Raw genomic sequence first — 19,690 nt, 5'->3', positions numbered from 1 at the left:
AGGCTTCATTTTGATAACATTTTTATTTAAGTGGTCCCTCATCTTATTTAAAGTGTTGGTTATATAATTTTGAAAAATGCTTGAGTCATTCTTTCAAGAAGAGAAAATTGAAGCCGGTTGTGATGAGGCAGGTAGAGGTTGCTTGGCTGGTCCTGTGGTCGCCGCTGCTGTCATCCTTCCAAAAGACTTTTCACATGAAGTACTCAATGACTCTAAACAACTAAGTGAAAAGCAGCGACTTGAAGTAAAAAAGGATATAATAAAAGGCTCCTTGGCATGGAGTGTTGGTGTTGCGTCACCTGGAGAAATTGATGAAATCAATATCCTTAATGCAAGCTATCTGGCCATGCACAGAGCAATTGAACAGCTAAGAATAACCCCAGAGTTATTGTTAATCGACGGTAACAGATTCAAACCTTTCAATGAAATACCTCATGAATGTATCATTAAAGGTGATGGCAAATTCTTATCAATCGCAGCTGCATCAATTTTAGCAAAAACCTATCGAGATGACCTGATGCGTCAACTAGCCATTGACTTTCCTGGCTATGGATGGGAAACTAATGTAGGATACCCTACCAGAGCCCATCGCGATGGAATTAAAGAAAATGGGAGTACCCCTCATCACAGAATGAGTTTTCAGCTTTTACCAAGTCAATTGGAATTGTTCCCAGATTAGGATGCTAGCGTTTGAGCAATTTTTGATCGGTCGAGGGGCTTTTCAAGCATAGATGTAACAAACGGGTTATCATCGGCCTTTCTTTGATCAGAGGGATCTATGGAGGAAGTCAATACGTAAATACGCTTTCCGTTTTTTTCAACTGTCGGGAAGGCTTCTAAAAACTCCCAACCATTCATCACAGGCATATTTAAGTCTAGGAAGATTATATCTACTGCTTGCTTTTGCAGAAATTTAATAGCTTCTTCTCCATTCATTGCTTTAAAAATCTCTACAGTAGCATGCTCTTTTTTAATTGCGAGCTCAGCTAAGGTCAAGAATATTGGATCATCATCTACTAGTAATATTTTGTTTGCACTATGCATTAAAAATATACCTTAAATATTGTGCCTTTGTTTAGTTCACTTTCGACCTCAATACGAGCTCCTATAGCTTCTACCTGCTGTTTGGTCATGTAAAGTCCCATTCCATGTCCACTTTCTTCATCTGCATGGAACCTAGACCCAAGCTGAAACATTTTACCTTTGTATCTCTTCAAATCGATACCCCTTCCTTGGTCTGCTACCGATAAAAGTACTCCTTTTGATTCTTTTTTTGCACAAATTTTAATTTTTCGTTGATCCTCAGTCACTCCATACTTCATTGCATTAGTTATCAAATTGTGTAAAATGCTCTGAAGATAAGCTGGTAAGATGCGGAGTGTCAGGTTTTTAGCAATGTCAACCTCAAATTCTATGTTCTTATCAGTTGCTGATTTTCTATTCAACAGAATGATATCTTCGATCACTCCTCGAAGATTAATTTCTTCCTTTTCAAGAGTAGATATGTCTTTTTCAAAATTTAGAAGATCATTAATAGCATCAATTGCTAAGTTCAACTTGAGTGCGGTAGATTTCAGCATATCAAAATATTCTTTATTGCCAGGATCATCTTCAATTACTGAAAGTAATCCTACAAGATTGGCAACAGAAGATCTGAAATTATGAGATGTGATATATGAAAAATCCTTTAATCGTTGATTTTGCTCAATGGTCTTGTCGAATAGTTTACGCAGTTCACGCTCATTTTGTGATCTGATTCTGATGTTAACCAACATTTCTGAAAAAAGCTCAAGAAGGATAACTTCCTTTTCACTTGCAGAATGAAGCTTGCTGACCCAGTCAAATCCGACGAATCCAACACATTCTTTGTTGTGAATCATTGGCATTGTAATCAGACTTTTTATGCCTTGGTCTGTCAATAAATTTTTAAAATCCTCCTTCTCAACCTCTTTTACATCACTTACAATCATGGGAACACCTTTAAGATGAGCGCTTACGAGCTCTGGCATAATTTCAAGGGGTAAATTCTGATTGTTCTGAATTTCTGGACTTATTCCATTGGCACACCATTCGAACGTATTGCTACAAATGCCTTGTTCAAGATTGAAATCAAAAACGTAGGACCTATCTGCACCTACAAATATTCCAAGTTCTCTCAATGAGTCATTGATTGCCTGCTCGACTTCTTCAAGGGGCAGATCAATATATTTTGTGGATAGATTTATTAGAATACGCTGCATTTCAGCATACTTCATAAGGGCTTGCTCCGCCTCTTTCTCTCGTGTAATATTTCTTACAGCTCCATCAAAATAAACTTTTCCGTCGACCCCTTTTACTTTAATAGAATTCAAATAGCCCCAAAAAGTACTTCCGTCTTTACGTCGAAACTCTACCTCTTTGTTTTCTATTGATCCTTTACTAAGAACTTCATCCCCAATTTCAGCTCTTTGAGATGGGTTTTTGTATAGATCCATAGGATCCATTTCCATGATTTCCTGCTCAGAATCATAGCCAAACATCCTGATAAATTCTTCATTGACGTAAATGATGCCATTACTGCTCTCACTTCTGTATATGGCTTCATTTATATTTTTATTGATGCTTTCAAGCAATTGCTCTCTTGACCTGATTTTATTGAGAAAGTCTCTCTCTCGCGTCACATCTCTGATCGCTCCATCCCAATAGGTTTCCCCACTTTCCCCCTTATGCATAATCGTGCTTACTAACCCTACAAACTCAGATTTATCTCTTCTTAAGAAAGTAACTTCCTCATTTTCATATGAATGGTCTGCACTCAGCTTATTAATCAAGCGAGTACGATCACGTGGGTCTTTGTACATGCTTGCTATTGAAAGTTGCCTTAGCTCCTCATCCGAGGAATAGCCAAACATCTTCATGAAAGCATTATTAACATAAATCAATCCGTCTTTATCACTCCTGAATACTGCTTCGCTAATATTCTGATTGACGGATTCCAATAATTGGTTAAAATCCATAGTTACTGCAATGCTGGTTGCCATACGTTGATATAAAGAATCAAGAATTAGATTTTAATCATGGTGAGATCTCCTAACACCTTGATTTCTTTATGGTTAATCTTAAAAATAGGTCTTCCAGAATAATCCAGAATTCCCCAAAATCCATTTTTAAAGACCAAAATTTGATCTCCAAAATCTTCTAAATATTCAAATGAAGGCCTCAATATAAACCTGCCAGACTTATCCAACAGTCCAAACTTACCTTCAATATTTTCCACAATATAGTTACCTGTTTCTAATCGGTAAATAGAACGCCAATTTAGCTCTACGACTTCCTCGCCTTCCAAATCAATCAAACCAAACTTTTTTCCTACTCTGACAATCGCTATACCATTTTGGTGGGGGTAAACTTCATCGTAGTAGGGTTGCACAACTATTGTCTCATTTTTATCAATGAACCCCCATTTTTCTCTCAATTTTATTGGAGCCAACCCATTTTGATACATTCTGGCACTATCGTATCTGTTACTAATTCTTAATCTTCCTTCTTCATCGACAAACCCCCACCTACTTTCTTTCATCACAACAAAATATTTTTCACCAAATTCAAAAACTTGTTGGTAGTTGTCACTTTGATCAATAATGGTATTTCCTGTGATCGTGATAAGAGTAGAAATTCCATTCCTTGATAATTCATAATAGTCATCGATCATCCTAATTTCATTGTAAATAGGAATCACTAATAGTTCTCCATATTGGTTTAGAAGGCCGTAACCGTGATCACTTTTTATGAGAAGATTAGATCCTAAATCCTTAATTGGGATATACGTAGACTTAAATAAAGGTTTAGATTGATTAAAGTAGGTATATCCTTCACCCTTTCTTCCAACGAAAAGATCATTGAACAATTTGATCTCATGATATTCCGGCCTAATTAGCCACTTGCCGTCTTGCTCCATTAGTCCCGTCATATTGAGATAATCGACCAAATAAAAGTCGTTTGCGCTTGTTATTAGATCATATTTGAAAACGCTCAACTCGTCTTTTTCAAGATCTAGAATACCCCATTGGTTATTCCTTTTGGCAATGTATTGATCATTTACACCCCTTTTTAATTCTTGCAGTGAGAATCGAGTTTGTCGGTGACCTGTTGAATCGAATATCCACCATCCCTTTTTATCTAAAGCAGCGTATGTGTGATTATGAAAGAAAAGCGAATCATAATTAGAAAGGATGGCAGAACCAGTCTTATCCAAGATTGACCATTTCCTGGTTTTGCTATTCTGAACTACCATTTGATTGTTTTGAAAATCTCTAAGGATCAAATCACGAGAATCAAGTACGGTATTATTTTTTAAAAGTAAATGTTGTGCTCCATTCAAATAGGCTATCAAAAGTTTATTAGAACTGGCTGTAAGGGAATCACATTCCCATTTCATTATCTCGGTCCTATTTTTGTAAATGGTCCACTTTGGGAAGGGAATAGGTTTAATTTCATTATTATCCAGATTAATAGTTTTGTAACTAAAATCATGAATTAGGTCCCCCGAAGTAGACAAAAATCCTGCGTATCCATCTCGGTATACAAGGTAGCCTTGGTTGAATTTCAATGAATCCAAACCAAGTTCCAGGGTGTTCCCCTGAATCCCAAATAAATCTATTTTTCCATTTTGTTTTCGTGCTACAAAGAACCGATTAAGTTCTGTTATGGAATGATATTTTGTAGGAACAATGAGTTCGTTTTGAAATGAAACAATACCAAAATATCTGTTCTTTCCATCAAAATCACTTACCAGCCAATTTGCACCAATTGACTCAATGGTGAAGTAATTGAAACTAATAACTGTATTGCCTTTGGAATCAAGAACTCCGTGAAACAAATGATTGCTGAATTTCCCTTTTATCGAAGCTTTTATATAAGAATTATCGAATGGCTGAATCGTGTAAAATTTCTGCCCGGTTAGAGGTTTATTTCTTGCGGTTATTAGTCCCCAAAGATTGTTTCTTCTAAAACCTATTACACCATTTATTACCCGATTGGATCCATCAGACCATCCTAGCTTTTCATACACTGCTGGAACAGTAACATTGCCCGTCTGGTCTTTAATGCCAAAATAGCCATCTTTCTCAAAGACGGTGAAATCATCAGCTACAATAGCCGAACTGATTAATACACATAAAATTGATATGAGATTCCGCATATGCCCCACAACAAATATAAAGTGGGTCTATTTTTTTTCTATTTCAGCGGATTCAAGGTTAAATAAGTCATTAAGCACCCCAACCAAAGTTTCCGCATCTCCTCGCTTGCATGCCGCCTTAAGTTGTAATACCGGCAGCTTAATAACTTTTTGGATCATGCTCTTAGTTACAACCTCGAGCAGCTCCATTTCATTTTCTGATAATTTTTTATGTCTTGCTAATTCCTCTCTCCTTATTTGATCTAAAGCATTCTTTAACTTTTGAATCGTTGGAGATACCTCCATTTCGGTCTTCCACTTGTTAAAACTGCTTAGTTCTTCTACTATAATTCTTTCAGCATCGGGAATCGCCTTTTCTCTCGTCTTTCTGGCTTTTAATGTTTTTTCAGTAAGTTGATCCACATTATAAAGAGAGATTCCCGGAACATTTTCAAGATCATCATCCATGCTCCGAGGTACAGATAAGTCGATCATTAATTTATGAATTACACCAGACTTAAGGCTTGAAGAAGAGATTATAGGTGTTTTTGTGGACACTGCTGAAATGATTACATCATTCGATGCAATCACCTGATCCAGGTTTTCAAAATCACTAACTAATATGTCCTTCCCTTCAGCAAGCTTTACTGCTTTCGATCTTGTGCGATTAACAAGCGTGATAGAAGCATCATCAGAGTTTAAATTTTCAAGCACATTTTGACCAATCTCACCTAATCCGATCAAAGCTATTCTTGGAGATTCTATCTTTTGGATAAACCCTCCAATTAAATCCACAGCTACAGAAGCTACAGAAGCCGTTCCATCCTGAAGTCTAGTTTCCTGTACCACCCTTTTGTTAGCAAAAAAGATGGTATGCATTAAGCGGTGGAGATGAGGTCCTGCAAGATTAAGGTCTGCACTTTTCTGATAAGCCCTCTTTACTTGATTGCTAATTTGTATGTCTCCTAATACCTGAGATTCTAAACCTAACGAAACTCTGAATAGATGTTTAGCAGCCTCCTGTGAATCATAACCATTAAGATACTGCAGTAAAAGATCTTTTGTAAGAGACTTGAACGTTGAAATAAGACCGATCAGACCCTTTGTTACATCAGTTTCGGATGTATAGTATAATTCAGTTCTGTTACAAGTTGATACCAGGAGGGCTTCATCAATATTGAAAACCTCCTTAAGTTTTGTAAGAAACTGGCTTGCCTCCAATTCATTAAAAGCTAACTGCTCTCGAACATGAATCGGTGCATTCTTATATGATAGTCCTAAAGCCTTAAATCCTTCCATCTCAATCAATTAGGAATGCAAAAATAACAGTGGGTTTGGTATATTGGCCCTGATAAAAATCAAGCAATTCTTATTTAGAATCATTTTAAATAATGTTGAAATTTATAATAAAAGCTATTTCCAGAGGCCTTGGCTTTACAAAGACAGAAGCAAAAGGAACAATAGTACTGATATTTATCATATTACTAGCGATAATTTCTACTCAAACTAGAATTTCCTATTTCAAAGATCAATTAGTAATTACACCAGATAGTTCCGCAATAGCATGGATAAATGAGGTACATAACTCATATTCTGTGCGGCAACCGGAAACTTATGATGAAGAGGATATTTCAGAGTTAAAAAAAGTTGTTGATAACACTCAAATAAAAAAGCAGTATCCTGAAAAGAATAACATCAAAAAAAATATTGATAATAAGAAATCAATTGTTCTTGATATTAATACAGCAACAGCAGGTGAGTTGCAAAAAGTGAAAGGAATAGGGCCAACATTTTCAGAACGAATAATTAAATATCGTGATCTTTTGGGTGGGTTTTCAGACACTACCCAGCTTTACGAAGTGTATGGGTTGAAAGAACCTGTCATTAAAAACATACTCAGGTCCTTTAAAATTGATGCTCCGGTTGTTCAATTAAATATCAATAATGACTCAATAAAATATCTTGCAAGGCATCCATACATTTCATATGATCTTGCTCAAGTAATTGTCAATTATAGAAAAGAACATGGAGATATAAATTCAGCTGATGACCTATTGAAAATAAAAGCCCTTGATGAGCGTACTTTCATGAGATTAAAACCATATTTGGAATAATCCATGCAAAAAGTTTTAAAGTCATATCTAAGACGTCTAAGTAATTTATCTGGCAACAATCGATCATTGTTACTTCTTCGATTATTGAAGGATCAGTTCATTGATGTTCATGACTTTGACTATGCCGAAAATGAAGCCAGTTTCGGAATCATAAAAAACCTGATTGAGAAGCAAAAAAAGATTCCTCTTTGCTCAGAAATTGATAGTCGAGATAAATCGACAAACGATCTCAGTGTACGTCTAAAAAAGATCAAGAGAATTGAAAAATTTATATTCGAAGAAAGGGGCGCTAAAGATTTATACATTGGATGGCCATTTGTAAAAGGTAAATTCTCTGATGAGACCTTAGTAAGATGTCCATTGCTGTTTTTTCCTGTCTCAATTGAGAAAGAGGGTAATGAATGGTATTTGTCGAGAAGAGAAGATGTCAACATTACACTTAACAAATCATTTTTACTGGCATATGCATATTATAATGACACACAATCAGATGAAGGGCTCATTGAGACTGTCATAGATGATTATGACAGAGATGCTACCGTATTTCGAACACAGCTTTACGAACTTTTAAAAAACAGTGGAGTAGAAATACACTTTAATCAAGACAACTTCGCAGACGAGCTCAAGAGTTTTCCCGATCTTAAAAAATCTCAGCTTGAAGGCATTGAAAAGACCGGCAAACTCAAATTATTTCCTCATGCTGTTTTAGGAATTTTTCCACAATCTGGATCCTATTTAGTTCCTGATTATGTCAAACTTCTTGAGGATCAAAAGGAGACTGATCTTGAAGAGTTTTTTGTTAAAAAAGTGCAGCAAGAAAATGAAAATCAACTTGCGCTTTTCGATCGTGTCAATGAAGAGAACACATTCACACCTTTTCCATTAGATGCATATCAAGAGCATGCCTTAAAAGAAATCAAGAAAGGAAACTCATTGGTGGTTCAGGGACCTCCTGGAACAGGCAAATCTCAGCTTATAAGCAATCTCATTTGTGATTTCATTGCCCGTGGCAAAAACGTATTGCTGGTCTGCCAGAAGAAAGCTGCACTGGATGTTGTGTATGAACGGTTGAAGGAAAAAGAAATGCATGATTTTGTTGCATTGGTGCATGACTTCAAAAATGATCGTAAACCTATCTATGAACAAATTGATCAACAGATTGAATCAGTAGAAGTATACGAAAAGAAAAACAATAGTCTGGATGCTATTCAATTAGAACGAAGCTTTTTACAAGCAAGCAGAAGAATAGACCAAATCGTAGAAGAACTGCAAGAATTTAGAGAAGCTCTTTTTGACGAATCAGAGTGTGGGAAATCAGCAAAGGAATTATATCTCACAAGTAGCCCAGATCTCCCGAGCTTCAGTATGAATCTTGAGTACCGCGCCTTTCATTTTTCTACCCTTGATGAGACGATAAGAAAATTTAAAACCTATCTTTCCTATTTTGATAAGTTTGAAAAAAGAACTCATTTCTGGTCCAGGGGTCCCTCCTTCGCAGAATTTCAGACAAGTGATCTAATAAAAATAAAGGATGTACTTCATGAAGTGCCGGCGTTTAATCAGATGCTGATTGATACTTCTAAAAACTTTTGTTCGCAACCTGTTGACTTTGAAATAGGTAACTACCTTTCGAGCAAACTCCCGGAGCTCATCGAACTCTATGAGGGTTTGAAGGAGGGCGTTGTATTTAAGGTTTACCAACAGCTTCATGCTGATGCTCCAACTAAAGAACTAAACTGGCTTTCGCAAACTGAGCGTACTATGATGGCGTGCTTTCGTGGTGTTGGTTTGGAAAGTACATTAAAATCTGAGCAATTAGGTAGATTCCAAGAGGTACTTCAATCAGCTATGCGGGCAAGAAAAAATCCCTTTAGCTGGATTAGGTGGAGCGTCTTTTCAAAAGAAAAGACTTTCCTAAAGCGAATAATCGTTGCTAATGACCTTAAAAGCAACAAACGTGGATTCAAAGTTCTTGTAGAACGTGTGGATAACAGGCTAAATTTTGAGCATTCACTTTCACTGATTCAGGAAAATCCATGGCTTCATAATTTTCCAACTGGTTTCAGAAAAATCGATTTACAAGATTGGTTTTATTGGCAGAAGATGGGACTCAATATGTTTATGGTTGGTCAGACTATCAGATCTTTGAATGAATACATTCCTGTTGGTAAACTTGATCATAAAAACTATCACAAAAGGCTTGATCATCTCATCTCATTGGTTCACAAAATCCCACAACAACTCACTTTATGGAAAAGATACATTAATATTCATCAGATCAGAGCCATCATTTTAAAGAAAGAAGATCCACATAAGCTTGAAAAACTTCTCAAGAAAGACTTTGATGCCATCTGTGAATACCATCAATTGAAGTCCGAAATATCTCGAGAGGAAGAAAAGGTTCTATATGAAATAACCTCGAGCGATGCGGCTAATATTGATGATGGGATTGAGTTTTTTAAGAATAGCCTAGCGCTAGCTTGGATTGATCATATCGAATCTAAGTATCCTGACTTAAGAAATGTTGCCTCAGGAAAGCTTGATGCTAATGCAGATGAATTGAGGGATCAGATAGAAACAAAACGCCTTGCGAGTAAGGAGATATTATTGTTAAAGTCGCGTGAAAAAACATATGAAAACATTGAATACAATCGATTAAAAAATCGTGTGACTTTTAGGGATCTTCAGCATCAGGTTACTAAAAAGCGCAGAATTTGGCCCATAAGAAAAGTTATTTCCGAATTCTCCGAAGAGCTGTTCACTCTTCTTCCTTGCTGGATGTGTTCACCAGAAAGTGCCTCAGCTATTTTTCCAATGCGTGAGATGTTTGATTTAGTGATTTTTGACGAGGCATCTCAATGTTTTGCAGAAAGGGGTATACCTGCTATGTACCGAGGAAGGCAAATCGTTGTGGCTGGTGACAGCATGCAATTGCAGCCTAGTGATCTTTATCGAGTAAGATGGGACGATGAAGAGGATGATTTGCCTGAATTAGCCATAGATTCACTTCTAGATCTTACAAACCATTACCTTCCACAAGTAAGCCTTGCAGGTCACTACAGAAGTAAGTCTCTCGAGCTAATCGATTTTTCAAATGAACATTTTTATAATGGTAAACTAAGATTACTTCCTGATTATTCATTCGTAAACAAAGATGAACCAGCTATTGAGTATATACAGACCAACGGAATTTGGGAAGACGGCATGAATGAGTTAGAAGCTAGTGAAGTAGTGGCTCAGACTTTAAGCTTAATTAAAAATCATCCGGAAAAAGACATTGGGATCGTAACCTTCAATTATCGTCAGCAAGGATTTATTCTAGACCTCCTCGAGGAAAGATCTGCAAAGAAGAGCATTTTATTGCCAGAATCGCTTTTTGTGAAAAACATTGAAAATGTTCAGGGAGATGAAAGAGATATCATCATTTTTAGTATTGGATATGCTCCTGATAAAAAAGGGAAGTTAAAAGTTCAGTTTGGTAGTCTAAATGTTGAGGGTGGAGAGAACAGACTTAATGTGGCGATCACTCGAGCTAAAGAAAAAGTGCTGGTTGTAAGTAGCATCCTTCCTCAAATTTTAAAAACTGAAGACACCAAAAACCAGGGTCCGAAACTGTTAAAAAAATATCTGGAATATGCTTGGAATATAAGCATTGGGAAATGGACCCCTCATCTTCCAGCCTATGAAGAACATAACGTTGACTGGTTTTTGAGAAATAAAATTCAAGAGAAATCATTTCATGAATTTGATGGCTATGAGCTTGCCAAAGAATTACCTTTCGCGGATCTCTCTGTTAGAAAGGGTAAAATCTATACGGGGTTAATACTTACAGATGATGAGCGCTATTATCAGGCACTTTCTCCAAAGCAGATCTATGCATTTCAGCATTTTCATCTAAAGATGAAGAATTGGCCACATGTGAGATTTCATAGCAGAGAGTTTTGGCTTGATCCTGAAAGTGCGAAAGAAAAAATGAGAAAGTTCCTATATTCCAACTAGGTATCATCGCCTATTTACATATCTCTTATGAAATAAGTTTTTGATCAACTTGAATGATTATGGTTTGGCAAACTCCACTCTTGCACCTACAGATAAAATGAAAGGCAATGTATCTCTTCTCATATATTGCTCAAAAGAAAGGGTATACTCTCCGCTATAAGGGAAAGAATAGTTTTCTTCTAAAGGAAAGGAATGATCAAATAAATCTCCTAAACCGCTTCCATAAGGCTCACCTGTTTTAGGATTAAAAAGATCTACTTCTTGCAATCTTTGGACAAGTACATTTCCTGTTGAGTCCGCCAGGGTATATTGAAAATACAAATTATAGAAAGGATAGGATGAGGCATTTCTAAAAGAAGATTTTAAGACATAAGACTTTGATGTGTCTTCGATATTGAAAGAAAATGATTGAATAGAATCCTGATGCCAGAAGGCTTCTTCCATATCATTAAAGTCCTCATAAACTCTATTTGAGTCACAAGATGTAGCTATGATGAAAATAAAAATAATAGCCAGATATCTCATACGTTTGGATTATTCGGATTTTTCTGTTTTGGTTTCTTCCCTTTAAACTTATTCCTTTTCTTCTTCTTTTTCCCTTTGCCACTGAATTTCCTGTCCATGGCCTCCAGATCACTGTTGATTGAGCTCGTGTCTGCCAATTCAACCTCTATTTCGTCTTCTTGTAAAGATGCTGGCTTCATGCCCTTTTCGTTGAGTTTCTGTATTTCTTTTACCCTTTCTATATCTACAGCGTGCCAGTTATTATCATCGTCATAACCAAACCACATGATCTTTCGAAAAATATCGGTTTTTTGGAGTTTTGCTACTCCTCGTTGTGTCTGAATTGGTTTTTCTACTTCAGGAATGTCAGATAGTGCCTCCATGTAAGTATCTAACTCATAGTTTAGGCAACACTTTAACCTTCCGCATTGACCAGAAAGTTTACTAGGGTTAAGTGATAAATTCTGATACCTAGCCGCAGATGTACTCACATTTTTAAAGTCAGTTAACCATGTAGAACAACAAAGTTCTCTTCCGCACACTCCGATCCCTCCGATTCTTCCCGCCTCTTGTCTAACACTGATTTGACGCATTTCAACACGAATTTTGAATTCGCTTGCTAAAATCTTAATGAGCTCTCTGAAATCAACTCTACTTTCAGCTGAATAAAAGAATGTCGCTTTGGTGCCGTCCGCTTGAAACTCTACATCTGTAAGTTTCATTTCCAGTTTTGTATCTTGAATAATCTCCTTTGTACGATACATCACTGAGTCTTCACGATTCCTTGCTTCATCCCATCGTTCCATATCTCGAGAAGTCGCTTTGCGATAGATCTCCCTTACTTCATCATCGTCTTTAATACCTTTCTTAGACATCTGAAGTCGTACAAGTTCTCCTTGCAGCGATACATATCCAATATGGTGGCCATTTGGTACATCTAGAACTACCGGATCTCCAGTAACTATATCCAGTTTCTTTAAATTTCTGAAGAAGTCTTTTCGCCCATTTTTAAATCGAACCTCAACTACATCAAATCGATGCATGGCTGGTACATCCATATTTGACAACCAGTCAAATACGTTCAATTTATTGCAACCACCAGTGCTGCAATGGCCATTATTTTTACATCCGGCGGATCCTCCTGTACCACAACTAGCGCATCCCATAGCCGTAATCTAATAGATATCTTTAGGAAATTGAAGATTGGATGACATGAAATTATTGACCGAGCTCTTTTAGATCAAAACCAATATCCTGACGAAACTTTTTCCCCTCCCAACTTACCTCATTACCACCTGCATACGATTTACTTAACGCTTCACCTAAATTCTTACCGAGCCCCGTTAAGGCAATCACTCTTCCTCCATTGGTAACAAGTTTGCCGTCCTTCATAGTAGTGCCTGCATGAAATGGTAATACAGTTCGAATATCACCTATGGATATTTCATGACCTTTCTCATAAAATTCAGGATAGCCACGGCTTACATAGACTACCGTAGAAGCTGTAAACCGCTCATACTCAATTTCAGTATCGACCAGGTTTTTATCAGCGGCTGCTATAAGTAATTCAAGAAAATCTGTTTTTATTCTTGGCAGTACAACTTCAGTTTCAGGATCTCCCATTCTTACATTGTACTCAATCACATATGGATCTCCTCCTACATTAATGAGGCCAAAGAAAATAAATCCGCAGTAGTTGATTTTTTCTTTTTTTAGACCTCCCACCGTAGGCTTAATGATCCGTTGATTGACTTTGTCTTTAAATGCTCTATCGGAAAACACCACTGGAGAGACCGCTCCCATACCTCCTGTATTTAGGCCTGTATCTTTTTCACCAATTCGTTTGTAATCCTTGGCTTCAGGAAGTATTCTGTAATCTTTACCATCGGTTATTACAAAAAAGGAAACCTCAATACCTTTTAAAAACTGTTCTAAAAGAACCTTTTCACTGGCCGATCCAAATTTCCTATTCTCAATAAGGTTTCGTAATTCTTTCCTCGCTTCTTCTAATTCCTCAGTTATTATTACACCTTTCCCCCCAGCAAGTCCATCAGCCTTTAAAACATAAGGAGGTTCCATACGCTCCATGTACTTTACCGTTTCTTCCAGATTGTCTTTGGTGACAATTCTGGCATCTGCTGTAGGAATGCCATATTTTTTCATGAACTCTTTGGCGTACTCTTTACTTCCTTCCAGCATCGCTCCCTTAGCGGTAGGACCTATTATTTTTAGTTTTTTAAAATCCTTGATTGACCTGAGGTGATCCACAATGCCATTTACTAAAGGATCTTCCGGGCCTACAATTAGCATTTCAATTTCATGAGTTCGAATGGCCTCTTCTACTTGATCAAAATTTTTCGGATCAAAATCGAGATTTGTACCCACTTTATGGGTTCCTCCATTTCCAGGTGCAATGAAAATTTTGCCGCATTTTGGGCTTTGCTTTACTTTCCAGGCTAGTGCATGTTCCCGACCTCCGGAACCAAGGATTAGAATGTTCATTGAGTGTGTTTTTGAAAACTGGTGGCTAAGTTCACCGTATTCATTCTTTTTTCAAAGTAATAACACTAATGAGCATATTCAGACATAAACTTCACCCTCATTAATCTAACTTCGTCTTCTGAATAATATTCCCCCAGCTCTTCCATCGCCACATTGAGCTCATCAGTTTCGGCATTTAAGAAATAATCATAAATATCATCCTGCCGATCATCATCCAATAATTGATCTATGTAATAGTCAATATTGAGTTTTGTTCCAGAATAGCAAATATTCTCAACTTCTCCGATTACTTGCTCATAAGTCATCCCTCGAGCTTCAGCTATATCCTCAAAATCCATTTTTTGATCAATGTGCTGAATAATATATATCTTATTTTTTGACTTTGTCCCAGCGGATTTAACCAGTACATCAGAGGCGGTGACAATATCATTCTCCTCCACATACTCCTCAATCATTTGAAGAAATGGTTCACCGAATTTTTTTGCTTTACTTTCTCCAACACCAACAATCTGCTTCAAGTCATCCATAGTGGTTGGATAGACAGTACACATCTCCTCCATTGAGGGATCACTAAAAATCACATATGGAGGAATATCCTCTTGATGTGCAATGTCCTTACGGAGCTTTTTCAAAATTCCGAAAAGGGTTTTATCATAAGCTGAGACATTTACTGGCGCCTTATCCGCTTCTTCTTCCGTATCAGCCTCTGTTGTATAATCATGATCTTTGGAAAGCTTGTGAGAGTATGGATTTTGTAAGAATTCCTCTCCCTTTTTTGACACTTTAAAAACAGAAGGATTTTCAATGTCCTTCTTTAAAAACTCATTTAAAAGTGTTTGTCTAATCACTGACCTCCAGAAATTTTCATCTTCATCTATTTCCTTGCCTTTCCCAAATACTTCGAGTTTGTCATGGCTATAGCTTTTAACATGTTGCGTTGCTTTCCCAACCACTAAGGCAGCTATATGATTGATATCAAATCGTTCATTCGTTTGCTGCACAGCTTTAATGACAAGTTCAATGATTTCTTTTCCCTCAAACTGTTCTTTCGGATGCACACAGTTATCACATTGTCCACAATTGTCCTCCTTAAATTCTTCACCAAAGTAATGAAGTAGCTGCTTCCTTCTACAGATGGCAGAATCTGCATATGAAGCCATTTCTTCTAACAAGAATCTGGCGTTTTCACGTTCAGTTACTGCTTTATCCTTATTAAATTTTTCTAGTTTAAGGATATCATTATAGGAGTAGAACATTAAGCAGTTACTATTTATACCATCACGTCCTGCTCTTCCTGTTTCCTGATAATAACCTTCAATCGATTTTGGTGCATCATAATGTACAACAAACCTTACATCAGGTTTATCAATCCCCATACCAAAAGCTATCGTTGCAACAATTACATCTATATCTTCATTGAGGAAGCCATCCTGATTTTTCATACGCTCTTTCGACTCCATTCCTGCATGATATGGTGCCGCATTGATGTCATTAACCTTAAGAAATTGAGCTATTTCTTCTACCTTCTTTCTGCTTAAACAATAAATAATGCCGCTTTCTCCTTTGTGATCTTTTATAAACTTGATCAACTGTTTTTTCGCATCTTTCTTAGGCCTGACTTCATAATAGAGGTTCGTTCTATTAAAAGAAGATTTGTAAAGCATTGCACCATCCATTGAAAGGTTTTTCTGAATGTCAAGCTGTACTTTGGGAGTTGCCGTTGCAGTCAAAGCAATCATTGGAATGTCTCCAAGTTTCGCAATAATGTCTTTGATTCTTCGATACTCCGGTCTGAAATCATGCCCCCATTCTGATATACAATGAGCCTCATCAATGGCCACAAATGAGATCTTAGCTTGCTTTAGAAATTCAACATTTTCTTCCTTGGTCAAGGATTCTGGTGCTACATAAAGGAGTTTTACTATCCCGGAAATAGTGTCTTTTTTTACTCTATTGCTTTCAGATTTAGTTAGTGTTGAATTGAGAAACCTTGCATGAATACCAACGGCATTCATTTGGTCTACCTGGTTTTTCATTAAAGCAATTAGTGGTGAGATTACAATTGCTGTACCATCTTGAACAATGGCAGGTAATTGGTAGCAAAGAGATTTACCAGCTCCTGTCGGCATAATAACGAAAGTATTATTCCTGTCAAGGATATTAAGAATAATATCCTCTTGCTTGCCTCTAAAGTTGTCGTAACCAAATACGCGCTTAAGGCTGTCTTTAAGACCGACTTCCAAAGTTGTCTCCATCAATTAATAGATGTAAAGTAAAAAGTTAATCAAAACCATGATCGCAAACAAATACTTGGTTAAGGTTGGCTCGCTGTATCCTCATCATCCTAGAGGATAAATGTATATTTGCGACGTTCAATTCTTAACGCGAATTTCTCACCAAAATCTTATGAGAACAAATATTTATGTAGTGATTATGGCAGGTGGTAGCGGAACCCGATTTTGGCCATACAGTAGGGACGCAAGACCAAAGCAGTTTTTAGATGTATTAGGAACTGGAAGGTCACTTTTGCAAATGACATTTGATCGATTCACTGAGATAACAACCCCTGATAAAATATGGATCGTTTCCAATGAAAAATATGATCAACTCATTCAAGAGCAACTTCCTGAACTTGAATCACACCAAATATTATTGGAAACAGAAAAGCGTAATACTGCTCCCTGTATAGCTTATGCTGCATACAAAATCATGAAAAAGGATCCGAATGCAGTGCTGGTTGTAAGTCCTTCAGATCATGCCATTTTTAAGGAGAAAGAGTTTGTCAGTGTAATATCCACATCCGCAGAAAGTGCCGCAAGTGATGAGAAACTAATAACCATAGGTATTAGGCCAAATCGACCTGAAACCGGATATGGATACATTCAATATATCAGTGATCCTGGAGTCCCAATAAAAAAAGTCAAAACATTTACAGAAAAGCCAAAAGCTGATCTTGCAGCAAAATTTTTGGATAGTGGTGATTTTTTGTGGAATTCAGGGATTTTCGTCTGGTCCATAGATTCTATCATCAAAGCTTTTGAAAAACATGAAGATGAAATAGCTGGGATATTTGCCAGTGGACTTACCGAGTATTATACAGAAAATGAACAATCATTCATTAAAAAAGCATACAGTCAATGTAAGAATATATCCATTGACTATGCAATAATGGAAAAGGCTGATAATGTCTTCGTTGTGCCGGGTGATTTTGGGTGGTCTGATTTGGGTTCCTGGAATGCGCTCCATGAAATCAAAGACAAAGACACAAATGACAATGTCACTGAAGGGCCTGTCATGATATACGATTCAAAAGATAATTACATTAAAGGGAAGAAAAACAAAATCACCGTAGTTCAGGGATGTGAGGGAATGCTAATAGCAGATTTTGATGATGTTCTACTAGTCTGTAAAAAGGAGGACTCTTCAGTATTCAGAGATTTCATTACTGATGTTAAATCTGAGAAAGGCGAAAAGTACGTTTAATTTTTTCTTTGGCGTTGTGCTTCGTAGAGAGCCATTCCGGTTGCCACTCCTACATTAAGGGATTCTATTTCTCCGCTCATTGGAATTTTTGCAATCTCATTAGATAGGGCAAATAATTCTTCTGATATTCCGCTCTCTTCTGAACCCATAATGATGGCCGTTGGGCCATCAAAGGATACCTGGTCGAGCGTTTTCTTTGTTTTCTCAGAGCATGCAACGACATTAATTCCTGATTCCTTAAGGAAGCGAACTGCATCAGAAAGATTCTTTTCCCTGCATACAGGTATGTAATTAAAAGCCCCAGCAGAAGTCTTTACGGCATCTTCATTGATCTGTGCACCTCCACGAATGGGTATGACAATTCCATGCACGCCTAAACATTCTGATGTCCTTGCGATTGCGCCAAAATTTCGCACATCTGTAATTTCATCAAGTAATATTAGTAGTGGATTCTTACCTTCTTCAAATAATTTAGGGATTAGGTGTTCCAGTGTATGATACTGTACAGGAGAAATAAGAGCTACAACCCCCTGATGATTTTTACGAGTGAATTTGTTTATTCGCTCAACAGGAACTTTTGAAATAGGAGTTGAAGAATTGTGAAGCTCAAACATGAGCTCTTTGTATAGGTCTCCTTTAAGACTTTTTTGAACAAATACTCGTTCGAGATGTTGGCCTGACTTTACAGCTTCAATCACTGTCCGAATGCCATAAATAATATCTGATTTCTTATTCATTAATATCACGACGTAGAGCCGCTATTTGATTGAACCACACCTCTTCCAAAGCTTTACTTCGTCTGAGTGCATATGTTTTTGGTGCAAAAAAAGTAGAGATAATCGTGAACTCAAAGGCATCTCCATCATCATAATACCATTCTTCTGAATTCCTACTTCTGTAAACTTCGTCAGGTCTTCCGAAAACAATAAAGATCATTCCTCTATCGGTTTTCCATCCGGGCTTAAAATCAGTAAACAATCGATTTGAATACTCAACCTTATTGTAATATTTTCTAATTGCTAGTCTGGCACGAGACTTGGTCGAATAGGTGTTCATCCAAAAAGAGTCAAATGCTTCTTTAGGATTTGGAGACTTAATGATGGCTTTCATTTCTTGCTCACTGGTTAAATAAAACATGGCTTCAATTAATTCAACCAATTGACGATACTCGGGAAAATAAGGTGGAACTCTTAATATTGTTACGCCGGTAGTGGCCAATGAATCCTTTCTTACTGTATAAAAATAATTTTCTAAAAATTCGGCTTTATTTCTAAAAGCAAAAGTAGAATCAACATCAACTTGCGGGGACAAAGGTTCCATCTCAGCCATAGGAGGTTTTGCCATGGAGAATTTTTCCGCATACTGCATGGCCAGCATGGAGTTTGCACCCCACCAGGAATTGCCTGAGCGATTAAAATAATTCTCCAAAATTGGAAGCCCGTTTGCATTCACGGGGTATACTTCAGGAAAACTTAAAAATCCAATTTTTAGACTGATATCATAATAGTAGAAATTTTCAGGTTTATTGAATTTCACCACTAGTAAATTATCCTTTGTCTCTGGCAATGATATTTTGACTAACACACCACTTTTTGTGCTTAATAAAGTATCAATTGCAGTCGGTGAAAAAGACCGATGAGCTTCGGAATCGTAATCTCTTTGCATCAAAAATTCATACTCCCATTCGTTAATATTTTGTGATGATATGTTTAAAAATACAACATTACCTGCATCAGTTTTGACCACACGATGCGACATTTTCACTGAGAATGTTAAGTCGTACTGCCAAGCTAAATTCACTCTGGAAAAGTCGATAGCATTAGCTGAGTAACCATATAAAAGGGCAATAATGCTTAATAATAAGAGATGCTTTCTCATTAGAATCCAAATTAGCTATATAATTGATTTTCTTTGTGCTCTTTAAACAAAA

14 protein-coding genes are annotated in these 19,690 nt (G+C 36.9%); 4 read left to right on the top strand and 10 right to left on the bottom strand.

Annotated elements, in window-relative coordinates:
• The first annotated feature begins 76 nt into the window (after window positions 1-76).
• Window positions 77-679, top strand: a complete 603-nt coding sequence (locus ACOMC3_RS00730; protein WP_420317603.1) for a ribonuclease HII — start codon at window positions 77-79, stop codon at window positions 677-679.
• Here ACOMC3_RS00730 and ACOMC3_RS00725 read toward each other — a convergent pair.
• Genes ACOMC3_RS00725 through hemA form a run of 4 tightly spaced genes read right to left on the bottom strand, consistent with a single transcriptional unit; the run spans window position 676 to window position 6,457 of the window.
• Window positions 676-1,044, bottom strand: a complete 369-nt coding sequence (locus ACOMC3_RS00725) for a response regulator (protein ID WP_420317602.1) — start codon at window positions 1,042-1,044, stop codon at window positions 676-678. The genes ACOMC3_RS00730 and ACOMC3_RS00725 overlap by 4 nt on opposite strands.
• Complete coding sequence (locus tag ACOMC3_RS00720; protein WP_420317601.1) at window positions 1,044-3,020, bottom strand: PAS domain S-box protein; 1,977 nt, start codon at window positions 3,018-3,020, stop codon at window positions 1,044-1,046. Before ACOMC3_RS00720 ends, ACOMC3_RS00725 begins: the two co-directional genes overlap by 1 nt.
• A 23-nt stretch (window positions 3,021-3,043) precedes the next feature.
• The gene (locus ACOMC3_RS00715; protein WP_420317600.1) at window positions 3,044-5,179 is read right to left on the bottom strand and encodes a WG repeat-containing protein; all 2,136 of its coding nucleotides are present in this window, start codon (window positions 5,177-5,179) and stop codon (window positions 3,044-3,046) included.
• Between the two features lie 27 nt (window positions 5,180-5,206).
• Window positions 5,207-6,457: a glutamyl-tRNA reductase gene (hemA, locus tag ACOMC3_RS00710; RefSeq protein WP_420317599.1), complete on the bottom strand. Its 1,251-nt coding sequence runs from the start codon at window positions 6,455-6,457 to the stop codon at window positions 5,207-5,209.
• Window positions 6,458-6,549: 92 nt separating this feature from the next.
• Between hemA and ACOMC3_RS00705 the strand changes: the two genes are divergently transcribed.
• Both ACOMC3_RS00705 and ACOMC3_RS00700 read left to right on the top strand, forming a co-directional pair.
• On the top strand, window positions 6,550-7,272 hold the full coding sequence (locus ACOMC3_RS00705; protein ID WP_420317598.1) for a ComEA family DNA-binding protein: 723 nt from the start codon (window positions 6,550-6,552) through the stop codon (window positions 7,270-7,272).
• 3 nt (window positions 7,273-7,275) lie between these two features.
• On the top strand, window positions 7,276-11,271 hold the full coding sequence (locus tag ACOMC3_RS00700; protein WP_420317597.1) for an AAA domain-containing protein: 3,996 nt from the start codon (window positions 7,276-7,278) through the stop codon (window positions 11,269-11,271).
• Window positions 11,272-11,328: 57 nt separating this feature from the next.
• Here the strand turns inward: ACOMC3_RS00700 and ACOMC3_RS00695 are convergent, their stop codons facing one another.
• The 4 genes from ACOMC3_RS00695 to recQ form a co-directional block, all read right to left on the bottom strand.
• Window positions 11,329-11,796, bottom strand: coding sequence for a gliding motility lipoprotein GldH (locus ACOMC3_RS00695; protein WP_420317596.1), 468 nt, complete (start codon window positions 11,794-11,796; stop codon window positions 11,329-11,331).
• Window positions 11,793-12,941 (bottom strand): PSP1 domain-containing protein, encoded by a 1,149-nt coding sequence (locus ACOMC3_RS00690; protein ID WP_420317595.1) that lies wholly within the window; start codon window positions 12,939-12,941, stop codon window positions 11,793-11,795. The genes ACOMC3_RS00695 and ACOMC3_RS00690 overlap by 4 nt, the downstream gene beginning before the upstream one ends.
• A 52-nt stretch (window positions 12,942-12,993) precedes the next feature.
• Complete coding sequence (purD, locus tag ACOMC3_RS00685) at window positions 12,994-14,277, bottom strand: phosphoribosylamine--glycine ligase (RefSeq protein WP_420317594.1); 1,284 nt, start codon at window positions 14,275-14,277, stop codon at window positions 12,994-12,996.
• Between the two features lie 65 nt (window positions 14,278-14,342).
• Window positions 14,343-16,532: a DNA helicase RecQ gene (gene recQ, locus ACOMC3_RS00680; protein ID WP_420317593.1), complete on the bottom strand. Its 2,190-nt coding sequence runs from the start codon at window positions 16,530-16,532 to the stop codon at window positions 14,343-14,345.
• A 151-nt stretch (window positions 16,533-16,683) separates the two neighbouring features.
• Between recQ and ACOMC3_RS00675 the strand changes: the two genes are divergently transcribed.
• Complete coding sequence (locus tag ACOMC3_RS00675; protein WP_420317592.1) at window positions 16,684-17,760, top strand: mannose-1-phosphate guanylyltransferase; 1,077 nt, start codon at window positions 16,684-16,686, stop codon at window positions 17,758-17,760.
• Here ACOMC3_RS00675 and rlmB read toward each other — a convergent pair.
• Window positions 17,757-18,497: a 23S rRNA (guanosine(2251)-2'-O)-methyltransferase RlmB gene (gene rlmB / locus ACOMC3_RS00670; RefSeq protein WP_420317591.1), complete on the bottom strand. Its 741-nt coding sequence runs from the start codon at window positions 18,495-18,497 to the stop codon at window positions 17,757-17,759. The genes ACOMC3_RS00675 and rlmB overlap by 4 nt on opposite strands.
• Complete coding sequence (locus ACOMC3_RS00665; RefSeq protein ID WP_420317590.1) at window positions 18,490-19,638, bottom strand: GWxTD domain-containing protein; 1,149 nt, start codon at window positions 19,636-19,638, stop codon at window positions 18,490-18,492. Before ACOMC3_RS00665 ends, rlmB begins: the two co-directional genes overlap by 8 nt.
• Window positions 19,639-19,690: the final 52 nt, after the last annotated feature.

The sequence above is a fragment of the Ekhidna sp. genome (assembly GCF_965212185.1).
Lineage (GTDB): Bacteria > Bacteroidota > Bacteroidia > Cytophagales > Cyclobacteriaceae > Ekhidna.
Note: the sequence above shows the minus strand (reverse complement) of the source record. Positions and strands in the feature narration are given on the sequence as shown.

Excerpts from the sequence above, each read along its gene's own strand:
- recQ (WP_420317593.1), bottom strand. The coding sequence starts at position 16,532 with ATGGAGACAACTTTGGAAGTCGGTCTTAAAGACAGCCTTAAGCGCGTA.
- ACOMC3_RS00715 (WP_420317600.1), bottom strand. The coding sequence starts at position 5,179 with ATGCGGAATCTCATATCAATTTTATGTGTATTAATCAGTTCGGCTATT.
- ACOMC3_RS00665 (WP_420317590.1), bottom strand. The coding sequence starts at position 19,638 with ATGAGAAAGCATCTCTTATTATTAAGCATTATTGCCCTTTTATATGGT.
- hemA (WP_420317599.1), bottom strand. The coding sequence starts at position 6,457 with ATGGAAGGATTTAAGGCTTTAGGACTATCATATAAGAATGCACCGATT.
- ACOMC3_RS00700 (WP_420317597.1), top strand. The coding sequence starts at position 7,276 with ATGCAAAAAGTTTTAAAGTCATATCTAAGACGTCTAAGTAATTTATCT.
- purD (WP_420317594.1), bottom strand. The coding sequence starts at position 14,277 with ATGAACATTCTAATCCTTGGTTCCGGAGGTCGGGAACATGCACTAGCC.
- ACOMC3_RS00675 (WP_420317592.1), top strand. The coding sequence starts at position 16,684 with ATGAGAACAAATATTTATGTAGTGATTATGGCAGGTGGTAGCGGAACC.
- rlmB (WP_420317591.1), bottom strand. The coding sequence starts at position 18,497 with ATGAATAAGAAATCAGATATTATTTATGGCATTCGGACAGTGATTGAA.
- ACOMC3_RS00725 (WP_420317602.1), bottom strand. The coding sequence starts at position 1,044 with ATGCATAGTGCAAACAAAATATTACTAGTAGATGATGATCCAATATTC.
- ACOMC3_RS00705 (WP_420317598.1), top strand. The coding sequence starts at position 6,550 with ATGTTGAAATTTATAATAAAAGCTATTTCCAGAGGCCTTGGCTTTACA.
- ACOMC3_RS00720 (WP_420317601.1), bottom strand. The coding sequence starts at position 3,020 with ATGGCAACCAGCATTGCAGTAACTATGGATTTTAACCAATTATTGGAA.
- ACOMC3_RS00690 (WP_420317595.1), bottom strand. The coding sequence starts at position 12,941 with ATGGGATGCGCTAGTTGTGGTACAGGAGGATCCGCCGGATGTAAAAAT.
- ACOMC3_RS00730 (WP_420317603.1), top strand. The coding sequence starts at position 77 with ATGCTTGAGTCATTCTTTCAAGAAGAGAAAATTGAAGCCGGTTGTGAT.
- ACOMC3_RS00695 (WP_420317596.1), bottom strand. The coding sequence starts at position 11,796 with ATGAGATATCTGGCTATTATTTTTATTTTCATCATAGCTACATCTTGT.